The 17,533-nt window shown below is 64.2% G+C and carries 17 protein-coding genes; 3 read left to right on the forward strand and 14 right to left on the reverse strand.

The window, feature by feature from the left end:
* The first annotated feature begins 94 nt into the window (after window positions 1-94).
* The 3 genes from DK842_RS23550 to DK842_RS02635 all read left to right on the forward strand — a co-directional run bounded on the left by DK842_RS23550 (window position 95) and on the right by DK842_RS02635 (window position 2,641).
* On the forward strand, window positions 95-340 hold the full coding sequence (locus tag DK842_RS23550; protein ID WP_198414624.1) for a hypothetical protein: 246 nt from the start codon (window positions 95-97) through the stop codon (window positions 338-340).
* Window positions 341-400: 60 nt separating this feature from the next.
* Complete coding sequence (locus DK842_RS02630; RefSeq protein WP_114059960.1) at window positions 401-754, forward strand: VOC family protein; 354 nt, start codon at window positions 401-403, stop codon at window positions 752-754.
* A gap of 189 nt (window positions 755-943) precedes the next feature.
* Entirely contained in the window at window positions 944-2,641 is a 1,698-nt protein-coding gene (locus tag DK842_RS02635) for an alkaline phosphatase D family protein (protein WP_114059961.1), read from the forward strand.
* Between the two features lie 70 nt (window positions 2,642-2,711).
* On the opposite strand, the gene DK842_RS02640 is transcribed toward DK842_RS02635, so the two are convergent.
* From DK842_RS02640 to rlmN, 14 genes are all read right to left on the reverse strand, one after another.
* Window positions 2,712-4,007, reverse strand: a complete 1,296-nt coding sequence (locus DK842_RS02640) for an adenylosuccinate synthase (RefSeq protein ID WP_114059962.1) — start codon at window positions 4,005-4,007, stop codon at window positions 2,712-2,714.
* Window positions 4,008-4,047: 40 nt separating this feature from the next.
* Window positions 4,048-5,199: an ATP phosphoribosyltransferase regulatory subunit gene (locus DK842_RS02645; protein WP_114059963.1), complete on the reverse strand. Its 1,152-nt coding sequence runs from the start codon at window positions 5,197-5,199 to the stop codon at window positions 4,048-4,050.
* 97 nt (window positions 5,200-5,296) lie between these two features.
* Window positions 5,297-6,181: a protease modulator HflC gene (gene hflC, locus DK842_RS02650; protein ID WP_114059964.1), complete on the reverse strand. Its 885-nt coding sequence runs from the start codon at window positions 6,179-6,181 to the stop codon at window positions 5,297-5,299.
* A complete protein-coding gene (gene hflK / locus DK842_RS02655; RefSeq protein ID WP_114059965.1) occupies window positions 6,178-7,410 on the reverse strand; it encodes an FtsH protease activity modulator HflK in 1,233 nt (410 codons plus the stop codon). The genes hflC and hflK overlap by 4 nt, the downstream gene beginning before the upstream one ends.
* Window positions 7,397-8,527, reverse strand: a complete 1,131-nt coding sequence (gene hflX / locus DK842_RS02660; protein WP_114059966.1) for a ribosome rescue GTPase HflX — start codon at window positions 8,525-8,527, stop codon at window positions 7,397-7,399. Before hflX ends, hflK begins: the two co-directional genes overlap by 14 nt.
* A gap of 94 nt (window positions 8,528-8,621) precedes the next feature.
* Entirely contained in the window at window positions 8,622-8,882 is a 261-nt protein-coding gene (gene hfq, locus DK842_RS02665; RefSeq protein WP_011137080.1) for an RNA chaperone Hfq, read from the reverse strand.
* Between the two features lie 91 nt (window positions 8,883-8,973).
* Complete coding sequence (gene der, locus DK842_RS02670) at window positions 8,974-10,383, reverse strand: ribosome biogenesis GTPase Der (protein ID WP_114059967.1); 1,410 nt, start codon at window positions 10,381-10,383, stop codon at window positions 8,974-8,976.
* A 10-nt stretch (window positions 10,384-10,393) separates the two neighbouring features.
* Entirely contained in the window at window positions 10,394-11,533 is a 1,140-nt protein-coding gene (gene bamB / locus DK842_RS02675) for an outer membrane protein assembly factor BamB (RefSeq protein WP_114059968.1), read from the reverse strand.
* Window positions 11,534-11,537: 4 nt separating this feature from the next.
* Complete coding sequence (locus tag DK842_RS02680) at window positions 11,538-12,167, reverse strand: YfgM family protein (protein ID WP_114059969.1); 630 nt, start codon at window positions 12,165-12,167, stop codon at window positions 11,538-11,540.
* Window positions 12,168-12,183: 16 nt separating this feature from the next.
* Complete coding sequence (hisS, locus tag DK842_RS02685; RefSeq protein ID WP_114059970.1) at window positions 12,184-13,455, reverse strand: histidine--tRNA ligase; 1,272 nt, start codon at window positions 13,453-13,455, stop codon at window positions 12,184-12,186.
* A gap of 35 nt (window positions 13,456-13,490) precedes the next feature.
* Complete coding sequence (gene ispG, locus DK842_RS02690) at window positions 13,491-14,774, reverse strand: flavodoxin-dependent (E)-4-hydroxy-3-methylbut-2-enyl-diphosphate synthase (protein ID WP_114059971.1); 1,284 nt, start codon at window positions 14,772-14,774, stop codon at window positions 13,491-13,493.
* Between the two features lie 13 nt (window positions 14,775-14,787).
* Window positions 14,788-15,690, reverse strand: coding sequence for a helix-turn-helix domain-containing protein (locus tag DK842_RS02695; protein WP_114059972.1), 903 nt, complete (start codon window positions 15,688-15,690; stop codon window positions 14,788-14,790).
* Between the two features lie 2 nt (window positions 15,691-15,692).
* Complete coding sequence (pilW, locus tag DK842_RS02700; RefSeq protein ID WP_232538578.1) at window positions 15,693-16,394, reverse strand: type IV pilus biogenesis/stability protein PilW; 702 nt, start codon at window positions 16,392-16,394, stop codon at window positions 15,693-15,695.
* Window positions 16,395-16,438: 44 nt separating this feature from the next.
* Window positions 16,439-17,533, reverse strand: coding sequence for a 23S rRNA (adenine(2503)-C(2))-methyltransferase RlmN (gene rlmN / locus DK842_RS02705; protein ID WP_114059974.1), 1,095 nt, complete (start codon window positions 17,531-17,533; stop codon window positions 16,439-16,441).

Genomic DNA, 17,533 nt, shown 5'->3' on the forward strand with positions numbered 1-17,533 from the left:
CGACTACTGCGGCCTGTTCCGCACGCCGTCCCTACGCAACGTCGCCACCCGCAAGACGTTTTTCCATAACGGCGCCTTCCACGACCTGCGCCAAGTGCTGCGCTTCTACGCCGAGCGCGATACTCGCCCGGAAAAGTGGTATCCGAAAGGCAAGGATGGCAAAACGGCCAAGTTCGATGATCTCCCCATCCGCTACCAGGCCAACGTCAACATGGAGGCGCCGTTCGGCGGCAAGGCTGGCGGCAAACCCATGTTCAGCGAGCGCGACATCGATGACATGCTGGCCTTCCTGAAAACGCTGAGCGACGGCTACAAGCCGGCGGGCCGCGACAAAAGCTGAGCCGCGGCGACGGAGCTGCGGCTATGCTGAAGGGTCTATTCCATGCCGCTGGAGAGCTCGATGAAAGTGCAGCGCATCGTCGCCAATATCGCCGCCGCCGATCCCGCGGCAGTCGATGGTTTCTACCGTGACGTGCTCGGCCTGGAAATGGTGATGGACCATGGCTGGATCCGCATTTACGCCTCCGACGCCGCCATGCAGCCGCAGATCAGCTTCGCCCGCGCAGGCGGCGCCGGCACCCCGGTGCCGGCGCTGTCGGTGGAGGTGGACGATGTGGAACAGGCGCTCGCCAACGTCCGCGCCTCCGGCATCGCCGTCGAATACGGCCCCGTCAGCGAGCCTTGGGGCGTGCGCCGCTTCTTCGTCCGCGATCCGCTGGGCCATTTGATCAATATCCTCCAGCATCAAGACTGAACCTTCCCCGAAGCCAGCTCCGTACATCCACCTAATCCGATCAAACATCCTCCCGCCGCGTCCTCTCCCGGCATATGTTTCAAACACGGACGGACAATGCGCCATCCGGGCGAACCATAACGACAGCCATACCCACGCACCCGCAACAGGAAAGGGGCGGCGCGTCCGCGTCAGGCCCCAGGAGTTCTCATGAGCAAGCTCAGGCCCGCCCAGCTCGGCCCCATCGTCGGCCATGCCACCTCGACCAGCGCGCGCATCTGGATACGCGGCTCCGCCGGAGACGAAGGCCCCGACATCGACGGCGAATGCCGCACCATAGGCGTGATCGCAATCACCTGGGAAAACGGCCGCCGTCCGCGCCGCCGCCGCGTCTATTATTTTCGGCTGCGACGGGAGTACGACCGCACCGGCACCTTCACCCTGGGCGAGGAGTTGGGCCTGAAAGCAGTGGATAGCGCCCCGCTTCCCCTGCTTCCCGATACCGGCTATGTCGTCCGCGTCGGCACGCTGCTGCTGGACGACCCCTCGCCGGAGGACGACAGCCTGTCCCATGGCGAGCTGGCCAAGCGCCTGCCCGCCGCCGAAGTCTGGTTCGACGATCTGGAAGCGCTTCCCGCCGAGGAGTCCGAAGCCCGTTTTCGCACCTTCCCCGCCGAGGACGGCTCCGTCGGCCGCCTGAGCTTCATCGTCGGCTCTTGCCGCTATCCCGGCCTGTTGTGGAAGACCAAACAATCCGACGCCATCTTCGAGCCGCTGCTGCGCGAAGCCATGGGGCAGGATGGCCGCGATGCGGTGAGGCTGCTGCTGATGGTGGGTGACCAGATCTACGCCGACATGCTCAACCGCCACGTGCCGCTGGGACTGGCGGACACTTTCGAGGAGTTTCAGCAGCGTTACCACGCCGCCTTCGGCTCCCGCCACATGCGCCGGCTGCTGCGCCAATTGCCCGCCTACATGATCCTTGACGACCACGAAATTGAAGACAACTGGTGCCAGGACCGCGTCCGCCGCGCGGAAAGCCGGCGCGTGTTCAACCTGGCCATCTCCGCTTACCGCAGCTACCAATGGGTGCACGGTCCCGGCGGCTATGGCCAGCGGCTGTTCTACCGGTTCAACTGCGGACGCTACCCCTTCTTCGCGATGGATTCCCGCACTCAACGCTATATGGACGACGTGCCGGACTGCCTGGACGACAACCACCTGCTGGGCCGCCCCAGCCTGGCCGGCGAGGAACCCAGCCAGCTCGACCTGCTGCTGGCCTGGCTGGGAGAGTGCCAGCAGAAACTGGGCGATACGCCCAAATTCATCGTCAGCCCCAGCGTGTTCGCGCCGAATCCCATGGATGCCCGCAGCGGCCGACCGGGATCGGCGACCGACAGGGCCCGGCGTTGCGAAGCCTCCGATTCCTGGCCGGCCTTCCCCGCCACCCGCGCCTCCCTGCTACGCCATATCGTGGAAAGCCGCGTACAGAACGTGGTGTTCCTGTCCGGCGACATCCATTGCAGCAACGTCGCCGAACTGCTCTTCCGCGGTTCGGACGCGGCCAGCAAGCTGCGCGCCTTTTCGATCACTTCTTCGGCCTTTTATTGGCCTTTCCCCTTCGCCGACGGCGACCCGTCCGGCTTCGTCCACGATTCGCAAGCTCAAGGACAGGAAGACGGCTTTGATTTCTCCGCCGACAGCAAGCCGCACACAATGGACTATCTCGCCTGGAATTTCACTCAGGAAGACAATTTCTGCCGCGTGGACATCGACCCCGAGACCGCGAAACTGACCGTCACGGCCTTCGGCAGCCAGGGACAGGTGCTGGAGAGCGGCGGCTGGTTCGGCCAAAGCGGCAAACCGCTGCGCGCCGAGCTGGCGCTGGCGCCGTGGACTGAGACTTGAGTCGAGCGCATCCAGGCAAACAAAAAACCCACCGCGAACGGTGGGCTTTTCACTGGCAGAAACCGAAGGCTTAAAGGCCGAACGGGTGGCGCAGCACGATGGTTTCTTCGCGGTCCGGACCAGTGGAGACGATGTCGACCGGGGCGCCGCACACCTCTTCGATGCGCTTCAGGTAAGCCTGGGCGTTGGCCGGCAAGTCTTCCCAGCGCTTGGCGCCGACGGTGGAGTCGGTCCAGCCCGGCAAGGTTTCGTATACCGGCTCGCACTTGGTCACGGCATCCGAGCCGAACGGCAGGATGTCGACCTTTTCGCCGTTCAGCATGTAGCCGGTGCACAGCTGGATCTCTTCCAGGCCGTCCATCACGTCCAGCTTCATCACGCACAGGCCGGACACGCCGTTGATCTGGATGGAGCGCTTCAGCGCGGCGGCGTCGAACCAGCCGCAGCGGCGCGGACGGCCGGTGACGGAGCCGAACTCGTTGCCGCGCTTGGCCAGGAACATGCCGATTTCGTTTTCCTGTTCGGTCGGGAACGGGCCGGAACCCACGCGGGTGCAGTAGCCCTTCACGATGCCCAGCACATAGTTGAGCATCTGCGGCGGTACGCCCGCGCCCGGTGCGGCGGCGCCGGCCACGCAGTTGGACGAGGTGACGAAGGGATAGGTGCCGTGGTCGATGTCCAGAAGCGTGCCTTGCGCGCCTTCGAACAGGATGGGCACGTCGGCCTTGTCCAGATCGTACAAGGTGCGGGACACGTCGGCCACCATCGGCTTGATGCGCTCGGCCATCTTCATGGTGTCGGCCAGGATCGCGTCAAAGCTCACCGGCTCGGCCTTGAACAGATTGGTCAGCAGGAAGTTGTAGTAGTCTACGTTTTCCTTGAGCTTGGCGGCGAAGCGTTCCGGATTGAACAGGTCGATCACCTTCAGCGCGCGGCGAGCCACCTTGTCTTCGTAGCAGGGGCCGATGCCGCGGCCGGTGGTGCCGATCTTGCCGGCGCCCAGCGAGGCTTCGCGCGCCTGGTCCAGCGCGATGTGATACGGCAGGATCAGCGGGCAGCCTTCGGCGATCTTCAGACGGGCCGAGGCGTTGACGCCGGCGGCTTCCAGCTCGTCGATTTCCTTCAGCAGCGCCTCGGGCGACAGCACCACGCCGTTGCCGATGAAGCAGTCTACGTCCGGGCGCAGGATGCCGGACGGCACCAGGCGCACGATGGTTTTCTTGCCGTTGACCCACAGGGTGTGGCCAGCGTTGTGGCCACCCTGGAAGCGCACCACGGCGCGCGCGTGGTCGGTCAGCCAGTCAACGATTTTGCCCTTGCCTTCATCACCCCACTGGGTGCCGATCACGACAACATTCTTGGACATTGGAAAAAACCTCTTCGTCAGTCAGATTCAAACAAAAAAATCAGTTAAACGGCGCCAGCTGCCAACCATCGGCAGCGGGAGCCAGCTCTCGGTCGCAATTCAACGCGGCGGCGGATTCGCCCAGGTAATCCACCACCACCATCTCGCCTTCGGCGCGCAAGCGAGCCACTTCGGCGGCGGCAGCGGGCAAATGGCGGGCCGCCACACGGATGCCGCGGCTGGAGTCCCGCTGCGGCAGAATACGCAGCAAATCGCGCAAGTCCAGGCTGAAGCCGGTAGCCGGACGCGCGCGGCCGAAACGGCGGCCGACATTGTCGTAGCGGCCGCCGCGGGCGATGGCGTCGGACCAGCCCGGCGCGTAAGCCGCGAACATCAGACCAGTGTGGTAGAAATCGCCGCGCAGCTCGGCCAAATCGAAGCTCAACTCCACGCGGCCTTCCATCGCGCGGGCGATGGCCGACAGCTGCATCAGGCCCAGCTCCACCTCCGGCAGCGACGGCAAGCGGGTGCGCGCCTTGTCCAGCACGGCCGCCGGACCGTACAGCTCCGGCAACGCCAGGAAAGCGCTCCTGTAGGGCTCGGCCACGCCGGCCACCCGCGCGGCGATGCCGGCGGCGTCCTTGTTCTGCAGCAGGCTGAACAGCTCGCGGCTCACTTCGGGCGATAAGCCTGCCGCGGCCGCGAGGCCGCGGTAGATGGCGATATGGCCGACGTCCAGCCGCAGCTTCTTCACGCCGGTTTTCTCCAGCGTGGACAGCATCAGTTCGATGATCTCGAGGTCGGCCTCGATGCCGGCGTAGCCGTACAGCTCGGCGCCCACCTGCAGCGGCTCGCGCGAACTGGTCAGGCCGGACGGACGGCTGTGCACCACGCTGCCGGCGTAGCACAGGCGGGTGACGCCGGTGCGCTCGCCCAGCAAGTGGGCGTCTATGCGCGCCACCTGCGGCGTGATGTCGGCGCGCAGCCCCAGCTGGCGGCCGGACAGCTGGTCGTCCAGCTTGAAGGTTTTCAGGTCCAGCGTGTCGTCGCCCTCGCTGACCAGCGAGTCGATGTACTCGATCAGCGGCGGCAATACCAGCTCGTAACCTGCCACGCGAAAGCCTTCCAGCATCGCGGCCTTGGCCGACTCCACCTGGCGGGCGGTAGCCGGCAGGATGTCAGCGATATATTCGGGTAACAGCCAATTGCGCATTTCGTTTCAACAGAATAAAAGGCGGGGAAAGACCCGCCTTGTCATCAGCAAACTGGCCAGGTCGCCCCGGCCAGTCTTCTTTATATCAAATTGTCGATCACTTGCTCTTGCCCTGCCCCGCCTGCGGATTCTTCAAGTACTTGAAGAAGTCGCTGCTCGGGTCCAGCACCATCACGTCGCTCTTGCTCTTGAACGACTCTTTGTACGCGTCCATGCTGCGCCAGAAGGCGTAGAACTCCGGATTCTTGCCGTAGGCTTCGGAATAGATCGCCGCAGCCTTGGCGTCGCCCGCGCCCTTCAGCGTTTGAGCCTTGCGGTAAGCTTCGGCCAGGATCACGTCGCGCTGCTTGTCGGCGTCCGCCCGAATCCGCTCTGCGTCGGCCGAGCCTTCGCTTCGCAGCTGGCTGGCCACTGTGCGGCGCTCGGATTGCATGCGGTCGTAGACGGAACTGCTTATTTTATCCGGAAAATCGACTCTTTTTAAGCGCACGTCGAGAATTTCCACGCCTATTTTACGCGCATCCGCGTCCGCGCGCTTGCGAACCGTCTCCATCACTTGGTCGCGCTGGCCGGAAATGACGTCGGCGACGGTCTTCTGGCCGAACTCCGCGCGCAGGCCGTCATTGATGGTTTGCTTGAGACGAGCCACCGCGGCGGCCTCGGAGCCGACGCTCTTGTAGAACTGTGCCACATCTACCACACGCCATTTCACGAAGCTGTCCACCAGCACGTTTTTCTTCTCGCGGGTGTTGAACAGCTCCGGTGTCTCGGCGTCTATGGTCTGCACCCGGCGGTCGAAGTAACGGACATTCTGCAGCAGCGGAATCTTGAACTGGATGCCCGGCTCGGATATCACCTTCACCACTTCGCCGAACTGGAATACCAGCGCGTACTGGCGCTGATCTACGGTAAACAGCGACAGACTGGCGACGAACAGCGCGCCGACAACCGCCACCACGGTGGGAATCAGTCTTTCAGTCATCGCTCCGCTCCAAAGAAATCGCGACTACGCGACGAGTCGCGTCCGTTCTTGGCTGCCGGCGCGGCGGCCGGCTGAGCCGGGGCCGCGGGGGCCTGGCTCGCGGAGGGTGCCGCGGGAGCGGGCGCGGCGGCGCCCGGCGCCGTCATCTGCGTCAGCTTGTCCAGCGGCAGGTAGAGCAGGCTGTTGCCTCCCTTCTGATCCACCAACACCTTGCTGCTGTTGTTCATGATCTGCTGCATCATGTCCAGGTACATCCGGTCGCGGGTAACCTTGGGCGCCTTGTTGTATTCAGGCAACACCTGCTTGAAACGCTCGGCATCGCCCTGGGCGCGCTCCACCACCTGCTGCTGGTAGCCTTCCGCTTCCTGCACCAGGCGCGAGGCCATGCCCTTGGCCTTGGGCACCACCTCGTTGGCGTAAGCCATGCCCTCGTTGCGCAGCTTGTCTTTGTCCTGACCGGCTTTCACCGCGTCGTCGAAGGCGGCCAGCACCGGCTGCGGCGGCTGCACGTCGTTGATGTTGACCTTGGCGATGCGGATGCCTGCCTTGTAGCGGTCCAGGATGTCCTGAATCAGCTTGCGGGCGTCCGACGCGATCTGGGCGCGCCCCTCGTTCAACACGAAGTCCACTTTGTTGCGGCCCACCACCTCGCGGATCGCGGTCTCGGCGGCCTGCTTGACCAGGTCCTTGCCGTCGCGCTCGCGCGCGGCGTTGTTGAACAGGTAAGCGCGGGCGTCCTTGATGTCGTACTGCACCGACAGCTGCACGTCGATGATGTTCTGGTCCTCGGTCAGCATCAGCGACTCTTCCGGCACGCGGTTCTGCGCGCTGCCGCGATAGCCGACTTCGACGCTGCGCAGCTCGGTCAGGTTGACGATTTCCGCTCTCTCGAACGGATACGGCGCGTGCCATTGCAGGCCCGGCTCGGTCACGCGGTTGAAACTGCCCAGGCGCAGCACCACGCCCTCTTCGCGGGCGTCCACGATATACAAGCCGCTGGCCAGCCATAGGGCTGCCAGCACGCCGACCACGACGGCGGCGCCGCCCTTGTACGACGGCGGCGTGAACGACGCGCCGGGGCGACCGCCCTGGTTGCCGCCCTGGCCGCCGTTGTTAGGCTTGCCGCCCAGCAGGCGGGAGAGTTTTCGGTTCAGATCACGGAACACTTCATCGAGGTCCGGTGGCCCACTCTGGCCGTTGCGGCCACGGTTCGGGTCATTCTGCGACATGCTCGTATGGTTCTTTATGGTTGTTTGCGAAAGGTTGCACCCGTTCGGCAATCGCCTCGCGCAAGAGTTCCAGTCCCTCGCCTTTCAAGGCTGACACGCGCACCGCGACGATCTCGCCGTTTTCCCCGCGCTCGATCTCCGGCGGCAGCTCGCGCAGGTCGCATTTGTTCCATACGATCAGTTGCGGGATGCCGTCGGCGTCAATCTCGGCCAACACCTTGTTGACTTCATCGATCTGCGCGTCGCGCATCTCGTTGGCGCAATCCACCACATGCAGCAGCAGGTTGGCCTGCACCGTTTCCTCCAGCGTGGCGCGGAAGGCCGCCACCAGCGTGTGAGGCAGATCGCGGATGAAGCCGACTGTGTCGGACAGCACCACCGAGCACGCGTGATTGAGGAACAGCTTGCGGCTGGTGGTGTCCAGCGTGGCGAACAGTTGGTCGGCGGCGTAGATGTTGGCCTTGGTCAGCGCGTTGAACAGCGTGGACTTGCCGGCGTTGGTGTAGCCGACGATGGACACCGAGGCGACGCCGGCGCGGTTGCGGCTCTTGCGCTGGGTGTTGCGCTGCTTCTGCACCTGAGCCAGCCGATCCTTCAATGCCTTGACGCGGATGCCCAGCAAGCGGCGGTCGGTTTCCAGCTGGGTTTCGCCTGGGCCGCGCAGGCCAACACCGCCCTTCTGCCGCTCCAAATGGGTCCAGCCTCGCACCAGGCGGGTGGACAGATGGGACAACTGCGCCAGTTCCACCTGCAGCTTGCCTTCGTGGCTGCGCGCGCGCTGAGCGAAGATATCCAGGATCAAGCTGTTGCGGTCGATCACGCGGCACTGCAGCGCGCGCTCCAGGTTGCGTTCCTGGCCAGGCGACAGCGCGTGGTTGAAGATCACCACGTTGGCGCCGGTGGCGCGCGCCATGGAGGCGATCTCCTCCACTTTGCCCTTGCCGGCGAACAGCGCGGCGTCCGGGCGCTGGCGCTTGCCCTGCACCATGCCCAGGATTTCCACCTTGCTGCCTCGCACCAGCTCGGCGCACTCCGCGACACTTTCCTGGTAGTCGGCATCACCAAAATCCAGGCTGACCAGGATGGCCTGGTCGCCCAAGTCGGGACGGTCAAACATGCTTTAGCAATCTTTGCGGCGATAAATGACAAAGGCCGAATGGCCGCATCTGACGATGCGGCCAATCGGCCCGAACGGTTGCGGCAAAAGCGTCTCAGGCGTCCTGCGCCTGCTCTTGCTTCTGCGCCGGATGCTCGTGCGGAATATTGACCGGGCGGGCCGGAACCACGGTGGAGATGGCGTGCTTGTAAACCATCTGGGTCACCGTATTCTTCAGCAGAACGACGTATTGGTCGAAAGATTCAACCTGACCTTGCAATTTGATGCCGTTGACCAGATAAATGGAAACCGGCACGTGTTCCTTGCGCAGGATGTTCAGGAAGGGGTCTTGTAACATTTGCCCTTTAGAGCTCATTCGTTTTTCTCCGAATCGTTGATTGTTGTATTAACTGTCCAGCGAACAGCGCGGCGGCCTGCTTATTTTTAGCAGAAAACATTCCGCCGTACTATTTCTTGCTGTTTTTGCCGTATCGAACTTCTTTTTCCCTGCCCCGCATCTTGGACATCGGCTTGGGCTTGGCCCGCGGCTTGTCCTTTTCGTCGTTGTCGAACGGGTTCTCCGACGACTTGTACTGCACTCGCAACGGCGTGCCCTGCAACTTGAACACTTTACGGAAAGTGTGCTCGAGATAGCGGGTGTAACTGGCCGGAATGCTGTCCAGCGCGTTGCCGTGCACCACGATGATGGGCGGATTCTGCCCGCCCTGGTGCGCATAGCGCATCTTGGGACGGATCAGGCCGGAGCGCGGCGGCTGCTGACGCTCCAACGCCACCTGCAGCACACGGGTGAGCGTGGGCGTCGCCAGCTTGATCATCGCGGCGCGGTAAGCCTCGTCGATGGACTTGAACAAGTCTGCCACACCACGGCCTTCGATGGCCGAGATGTAATGAAACTTTGCGAAATCCAGGAAATTCAGCTTGCGGGCGATCTCACGGCGCACGTTTTCCTTCTGCTCGCCGTCCAGGTTGTCCCACTTGTTCACCGCCACCACCAGCGCGCGGCCCGCTTCCAGCGCGAAGCCGGCGATGGTGGCGTCCTGCTCGGAGATGTCCAGCTGCGCGTCCAGCACCAGCACCGCGACGTTGGCGTCCTCGATCGCCTTCATGGTCTTGATGACGGAAAACTTCTCCAGCATCTCGTTGACCTTGGCGCGGCGGCGCACGCCGGCAGTGTCGATGATGGTATAAGTATGGCCTTCGCGCTCAAAATCAATATAGATGCTGTCGCGCGTAGTCCCGGCCTGGTCGAAGGCGATGACCCGCTCTTCACCGAGAATGGCATTCACCAGCGTGGACTTGCCGACATTGGGACGGCCGATCACCGCGAACTTCGGATGGCGGCTGTCTTCTTCCTCCACCTCGTCGGGAAAGCCTTCCAGCACCAGCTCCATCAGCTCGCGCACGCCGTCGCCGTGGGCGGCGGAGATCACCAGCGGCTCGCCCAGCGCCAGTTCGTGGAACTCGGCGCCGGCGATGGCGTGCTTCATGCCCTCGGCCTTGTTGACCGCCAGGAACACCGGGCGGTCCAGCTGACGCAAGCGGTTGGCGATGATCTTGTCCTGCGGCGTCAGGCCGGAGCGGCCATCCACCAGAAAGACCACGGCGTCCGCCTCGTCGACGGCCTGCAGTGTTTGCTTGGCCATTTCGAACAGAATGCCTTCGTCCACCACCGGCTCGAAGCCGCCGGTATCGACCACCAGATACGGCTTCTCGCCCACCCGGCCTTGGCCGTAGTGGCGGTCACGCGTCAGGCCCGGCTGGTCGGCGACCAGCGCGTCGCGGCTGCGTGTCAGCCGATTGAAAAGGGTCGACTTGCCCACATTGGGGCGGCCGACCAGCGCTACGGTAGGTTTCATCTAAAACAGCTTATCCCAGATTCAGCATCGCCAGGCGGCCGTCACGTCCCTGTACCAGGGCGGAGGAGCCAAGCGACACCGGTTGATTGACCGGCCCGGTGGTGCCGATCTTGTTGCGTCCGACGATGCCTCCGCTCTCGTTGGACAGCAAATGGGCATAGCCCTCGCCATCCACCACCAGCACGAAGCGCCCGATCATCGCGGGACCGGACACGTCGCGGTATTTGAGGTCGTCGTTTTTCCAGACATTGCGGCCGCTCTGGCGATCATACGCCCAGATCGAGCCGTCCTCCGCCGTCACGTAGACATTGCGGGCATCCACCGCCACGCCGCGGCTGGAAGATACTTCCCGCGCCCACTGCAGGCTGCCGCTGCGAGCGTCGAAGCAGGCCACTCGGCCCTGGTAGGCCACCGCGCACACCTGGCCGCCGTCGAAAACCGGGCGGCTGGTGACGTCGGTGACGCGCTCCAGTTCGGTGGCACCGCGCGGCGTCGCCACCGCGCCTTGCCAGATGGTGTTGCCGGTGAGCGGATTGACGATGTCGACTCGGCCGCCGGCCTGCCCCACCATCACCGCTTCGCGGCCCACCGCGCGCATCGAACCATCGTTGCGCACAGTCAGTTGCGGCAGCACGTTGACTACCGACCATTGCTGCTTGCCGTCGGCCAGGCTGAAGCCGGTCAGACGCGCATCATTGGTGCGGACCACAGCGATGTCGCCGGCGATCTGCGGCGGCTCGAGCATCAGGCTGGTCAGCGGCTGCTCCCACAGCATCTTGCCGCTGACGCGGTCGACTGCCAGCAGTTTGGCGTCCTGGCTACCCACCAGCACGGTATCGCCACTGACGGCGACGCCGCTGCTCAGCCCGCGCTTCAGCGCCACATCGGCCTGCGCGCGTCCAGACAACGCGTCTACGCTGCGGATGCGGCCTTCGGCGTCGGCGGCCACCACATTGCCGTTGGCATAGACTGGCAGAAAGCTGGCGGCCGGCGCGGCCTGCTTCAATGTCCATTTGACGTCCAGCGCCTGCAATGGCTTGATGGCGGCGAGCGGCGTCGGCTGGAACTGGGTGGAGCCCTCGAACCAGCTGGCGCAGCCGGCCAGCAACAGAGAAGACATCAGGGCGGTAAGCAATAGTTGGCGGCGCATGCGGTCAGCCTCCCAACGCGTCAAGCTTGGTTTGCACCAACTGGCGGCTCGGGCTTTCCTCCCCCTGCTTGGCCAAGGCGGCCTTGTAGGCGTCGCGCGCCGCGCCGTTGTCGCCCTTGGCGACGAAGACGTCGCCCTTCAGCTCCAGATATTCAGCGTCGAACGCGGCCGGATGCGCCTGGTTCAGCTCTCCGATCGCGCCATCGTATTTCTTCTGGTCCAGCAACAGCGAGGCGAGACGGATGCGGGCGATGGCCTGCAACTCCTCGTCCTTGCCGTTCTTCAGTACCCATTCCAACTGGCTGCTCGCCAGCGCGGGATCATTCTTGTCGAAAGCGGCTTTGGCCAGCACCAGCGCCGCGCGGCTAGCGTAGATGGTACCGCCGAACTCGCCCTGCAGCTGCTGGGCGGCGGTCTTCAGCTTGGAAATGTCCTTGGCGGCCGCCGCGTTGTCGACAGCCTCGTACGCTGCGGCGGCTTTTTCCGCCTGCCCGCGCTCGTACATGCCGTAAGCCTTGTAGCCCAGGTAGCCCAGGCTGACCGCCAGCACCGCGCCGCCGATCAGCTTGCCCCACTGTTGCCAGAAGGCCTTCATCGAGTCGATCTGTTCCTGTTCCTGCAAGTCGAACGCCATCGCGTTCCCCTTTCTATCAAGCTTTCAGAGAGGCAAGGGTGGCCACAACCGCATCGGCCGCCACGGTCTGCTGGGCGACGTCGGCGCGCAGCGCCTTCACCACAGCCTGACCGGCCTGGATTTCGTTTTCGCCGACGATCAGCGCGAACTCCGCGCCGCTGGCGTCAGCCTTTTTCATTTGCGACTTGAAGCTGGCCTCGCCCAGATGCTGCACCACCGAGTAGCCGGCGGCGCGCAGGCTCTGCGCCAGTTTCATCGAATACAGCCCCGCGCCTTCGCCCTGGTTGACCAGAAACACGTCGACGCTGCGCTGCGCCGGCAGCAGGTCCTTGTCCTGCAGCAGCAGCAGCACGCGCTCCATGCCCATGCCGAAGCCGATGCCCGGCGCACCCTTGCCGCCCAGTTGCTCGATCAGGCCGTCGTAACGGCCGCCGGCGCAGATGGTGCCCTGGGCGCCCAGCTCGGTGGTCACCCATTCGAACACCGAGCGGTTGTAGTAGTCCAGGCCGCGCACCAGGCGCGGGTTCTCGATGTACTCGATGCCCAGCGCGGCGATCATAGTCTTCCAGCCCTCGTAGTGGGCGCGGGACTCCTCGCCCAGGTAGTCGGACAGCTTGGGCGCGGCGTTGGCCATTTCCTGCAGCGCCGGATTCTTGGTGTCCAGCACCCGCAACGGATTGCTGTGCATCCGGCGCTTGCCGTCTTCATCCAGGATGTCGACGTGGCGCTCCAGATAGGCGATCAGCGCCTCGCGGTGGGCGGCGCGCTCTTCTGCGTTGCCCAGCGAATTGATCTCCAGCTTCACGTACTGGCTGATGCCCAGGCGGCGCCACAGGTCGGCGGTCATCGCGATGATCTCGGCGTCGATGTCCGGACCGGCGAAGCCCAGCGCTTCCACGCCCACCTGGTGGAACTGGCGGTAACGCCCCTTCTGCGGCCGCTCATGGCGGTACATCGGGCCCATGTACCACACCTTCTGCGTGGCGTTGTACAGCAGGTTGTGCTCCACCACCGCGCGCAGCGTGCCGGCGGTGCCTTCCGGGCGCAGCGTCAGGCTGTCGCCGTTGAGGCTGTCGACGAAAGTGTACATTTCCTTTTCGACGATGTCGGTCACTTCGCCGATGGAGCGCACGAACAGCGGCGTGCCTTCGACGATGGGGGTGCGGATGTTCTGATAGCCGTAATCGGCCAGCAGCTTGCGCAGCGCCTCTTCAAAGTATTCCCACTGATAGGATTCGGCCGGCAGCACATCGTTCATGCCTTTGACCGCTTGGTATTTCTGAGCCATCGTTATCTTCTTGTATCAGCTGAATTAGGTTTCCGTCAGACCTTCACCGGCTGGATCGGAATGGTGCGGCTGGCGCTTTCGCGGCGCTTGGCCCCGCCCTCGCCGTAGCGGGTCTTGACGTACTCGTCGACGATGGCGGTAAACTCCGCCGGGATGTTGTCGCCCTTCAGCGTCACATCCTTCCGGCCATCCACGTACACTGGAGCCACCGGCACTTCGCCGGTGCCGGGCAGCGAGATGCCGATGTCGGCCAGCTTGGATTCGCCCGGCCCGTTGACCACGCAGCCCATCACCGCCACCTTCATGTCCTCGACTCCCGGATACTGCAGCCTCCATACCGGCATCTGCTCGCGCAGATAACTCTGGATATGGTCGGCCAGCTCCTGGAAAAAGGTGCTGGTGGTGCGGCCGCAGCCCGGACAGGCTGTGACCAGCGGCGTGAAGCTGCGCAGGCCCATGGTTTGCAGCAGCTCCTGCGCCACCACCACCTCTTTGGTGCGCGCCTCGCCCGGTTGCGGCGTCAGGGAGATGCGGATGGTGTCGCCTATGCCTTCCTGCAACAGCACCGCCAGCGCGGCGCTGGAGGCGACGATGCCCTTGCTGCCCATGCCGGCCTCGGTCAGGCCCAGGTGCAGCGGATAGTCGCAACGGCTGCCCAGTTCGCGGTAGACGCTGATCAGGTCCTGCACATTGCTGACCTTGCACGACAGAATGATGTTGTCCGGCGACAGGCCGATTTCCACCGCCTTCTCCGCCGACTCCAGCGCCGATACGATCAGCGCTTCCTGCATCAGCTTGGGCAGCGTCAAGGGATGCGCGGCCCGGCTGTTGGCATCCATCATCCGCGCCAGCAGTGCCTGGTCCAGACTGCCCCAGTTGACGCCGATGCGCACGGCCTTGTCGTGCTCCATCGCCTCCTGGATCATGAAGGCGAACTTGTCGTCGCCCTTGACGCCCTTGCCGACGTTGCCCGGATTGATCCGGTATTTGGCCAGCGCCTTCGCGCAATCCGGAAACTCCTTCAGCAGCCGGTCGCCGTTGAAGTGGAAATCGCCGACCAGCGGCACGTCGCAACCCAGATCGTCCAGCCGCTGGCGGATTTCCGCCACCCGAGCCGCCGCTTCCGGCGAGTTGACGGTGATGCGCACCACTTCGGAGCCGGCCTGCGCCAGCTGGTACACCTGCTCGGCCGTGCCCGCCGCGTCGGCGGTGTCGGTGTTGGTCATCGACTGCACCATCACCGGCGCGCTCGAACCCACCAAAACATGCCCCACCCGCACCAGGCGGGTGGGACGGCGCGCGATATTCACGCTATCCATTCGCTACCCTGCATCACTTGAGTTGAATCTTGGCGGTGGTGCCCTTGATCTTGTCGGACAAATCCACCGGCTTGCCGTTGTAGCTCAGCTCCACTTGGCTGGCGTTGCCTATCACCACTTTGAACGGCGCGCTGCCGGTCACTTCCGCCGGGTCGCCCGGCTGCATCACCTTGTATATCAGCCTGCGGCCGTCGGCGTCCTGCACCGACACCCAGGCCGCGTCCTTGACGTTGATGCTGACCTTGTCCGAGCCGGATGCCGCAGGCGCGCTGGCTTGGGACTTGGCCGCGGCCAGCTTGGCCACCACCGCCAATGCTGCCGACGCTGCGGGCTTGGCAGCGACCGGTACGCTGGCGGCCTGGGCCGCTTGCTTCGCTGCGGGCACGGAAGCCGCGCCCGCGGGCGAAGACGGCTGCTCGGTCAGCATCGGCGCCAATTCATTCGCCGCATGCTCGGACGGTTTTTCCGGCGAGCTCTCCCGATTGGCGTACCAGTATCCGCCGCCGGCCAGCGCCGCGGCCACCAGCAGCAAGGCCACCCACTTGCCCGCGCCGCCCTGCGCCGCGTCCTCAACCGTTTCCTCGGGCTCCGGCGCCAGCTCGCGCGCCGTCGTGCCCTTGACCAGATTGGCCACATCGTTGACCGCGGACGGGAAGTGCTGTTCCAGCGCCTTCATCAGCGGTTCGGGATCCACTTCCAGAAAGCGGGCGTAATTGCGGACGAAACCGCGGACGAAGGTGGCGCCGGGCAACGAGTCGAAATCGTCGCGCTCAATCGCATCCAGTTGCCTGAGCGACAGCTTCAATCTGTCCGCCACCTCTCCCAGGCCGAGGCCGGCCGCTTCGCGGGCGGCCTTCAGGGCGGCGCCGATGCCGCTGGGCTTCGGCGCGTCATGATATTCGTTCTTTTCTTCCATCCTCAGCTTCCACTCAACAGCAGTTGTGTTTCCCTAGAGTCCGGAAACCGGGTCTTTAGTTCATTCGCGCAGGCTTTTTCCTGCGCGCCGTCCCCGGTTTTGCGGGCGATCCTGGCGCCCAGCCACAGGTCGGCGGCGCTCATGCCATCCAGCCCGCCGCCTCCGCGCAAACGTTCGAAATAGAACGCCGCCAGCTTGGCGTTGCCCAGGCCCAGATGCATGTCGGCCAGCACGCTCAGCGCCGGCCCGTAATTGGGCGCGATCCGCAGCGCGCTCAGCAAATAATCATTGGCCTGATCGGTCCGCCCCAGCTTGGCGCTGCAGCGGCCCAGGTTCAAATAGGCCGATTGCGGCGAATCATACAACGGATTGGCCAGCGCCTTCTGGAACAGCGCCAGCGAGTCCTGCTCCCGTCCATGCTCGCACAGGAACAGTCCGTAATTGTTGTTGGCCTGCGGATTGGATGGCTCCAGCTTCAGAGCCTGCAGGTAATCTTGCTCCGCCCTCGCGTCCATCTGCAGCAGGCCCAGCACGTAGGCGCGGCCCAAATAGGCGGTCACGAAGGCCGGATCGGCCCGCACCGCCTGGTCGGCATTGTCCAGCGCCGCCTTGAGGTTGCCTATTCTCGCGTACTCGACCGACAGCTGGCTGCGTATCCTCGCCAGCTCATTCGGATTTCCATCCGCCGCGGCGGGGGCGATCATGCCAAATGCCAACAGCCATCCAGCCCATCTCCCCCGCCATGGCGTCATGATTTCCTGTCCTCTATGATCTGCGTCCACTTGGCCTGGCGCCGCGTCTTGTCCTGCACCTGGCCGGCCAGCTGGCCGCAGGCCGCGTCGATATCGTCGCCGCGGGTCTTGCGCACGGTCACCACGTATCCTTGTTCTTGCAGAATTTCACGGAAAATGCGAATCGCGTTGTTGCTGGAGCGATCATAACCCGAGTTCGGGAACGGGTTGAACGGGATCAGATTGAACTTGCAAGGCACGTCCCGCACCAGCTCCAGCAGCTGGCGAGCATGTTCCGGCCTATCGTTGACCCCGTCAAGCATCACATATTCAAAGGTGATGAAATCGCGCGGCGCCTTTTCCAGATAGCGGCTACAGGCGGCCATCAGCTCGGACAGCGGATATTTCTTGTTGATCGGCACGATCACGTCGCGGATCGCGTCGTTGGGCGCGTGCAGGGACACGGCCAGCGCCACCGGGCATTCCTCGCGCAGCCGGTCCATCTGCGGCACCAGGCCGGAGGTGGACAGCGTCACCCGGCGGCGCGACAGGCCGTAGCCATGGTCGTCCAGCATGATCTGCATCGCGCTGACCACGTTGTCGAAGTTGGCCAGCGGCTCGCCCATGCCCATCATCACCACGTTGGACACCACGCGCTCGTTCTTGGGCGTCACGCCCATCGCCTTGTTCGCCCACCACAGCTGGCCGATGATCTCGGCGGTGGACAAGTTGCGGTTGAATCCCTGGCGGCCGGTGGAGCAGAACGTGCACTCCAGCGCGCAACCCACCTGGGATGACACGCACAAGGTGCCGCGATCGTCTTCCGGAATGAACACGGTTTCCACACCGTTGCCGGTGCCGACATCGAGCAGCCACTTGCGGGTGCCATCACTGGACTCCTGCCCTGTCATCAGCGACGGCACGCCCACCTCGGCGCGCTCGTGCAGCTTGGCGCGCAGGCTCTTGGCGAGGTCGGTCATCGCGTCGAAATCGTCTTCGGCCATCTGGTGCATCCAGCGCATCACTTGCTTGGCGCGGAACGGCTTCTCGCCCATCTCGGCGAAATGCCGGGTAAGCTGGTCCAGATTGAAGTCGAGCAGGTTGGTTTTCAT

The organism is Chromobacterium phragmitis (assembly GCF_003325475.1).
Taxonomy (GTDB): Bacteria; Pseudomonadota; Gammaproteobacteria; order Burkholderiales; family Chromobacteriaceae; genus Chromobacterium; species Chromobacterium phragmitis.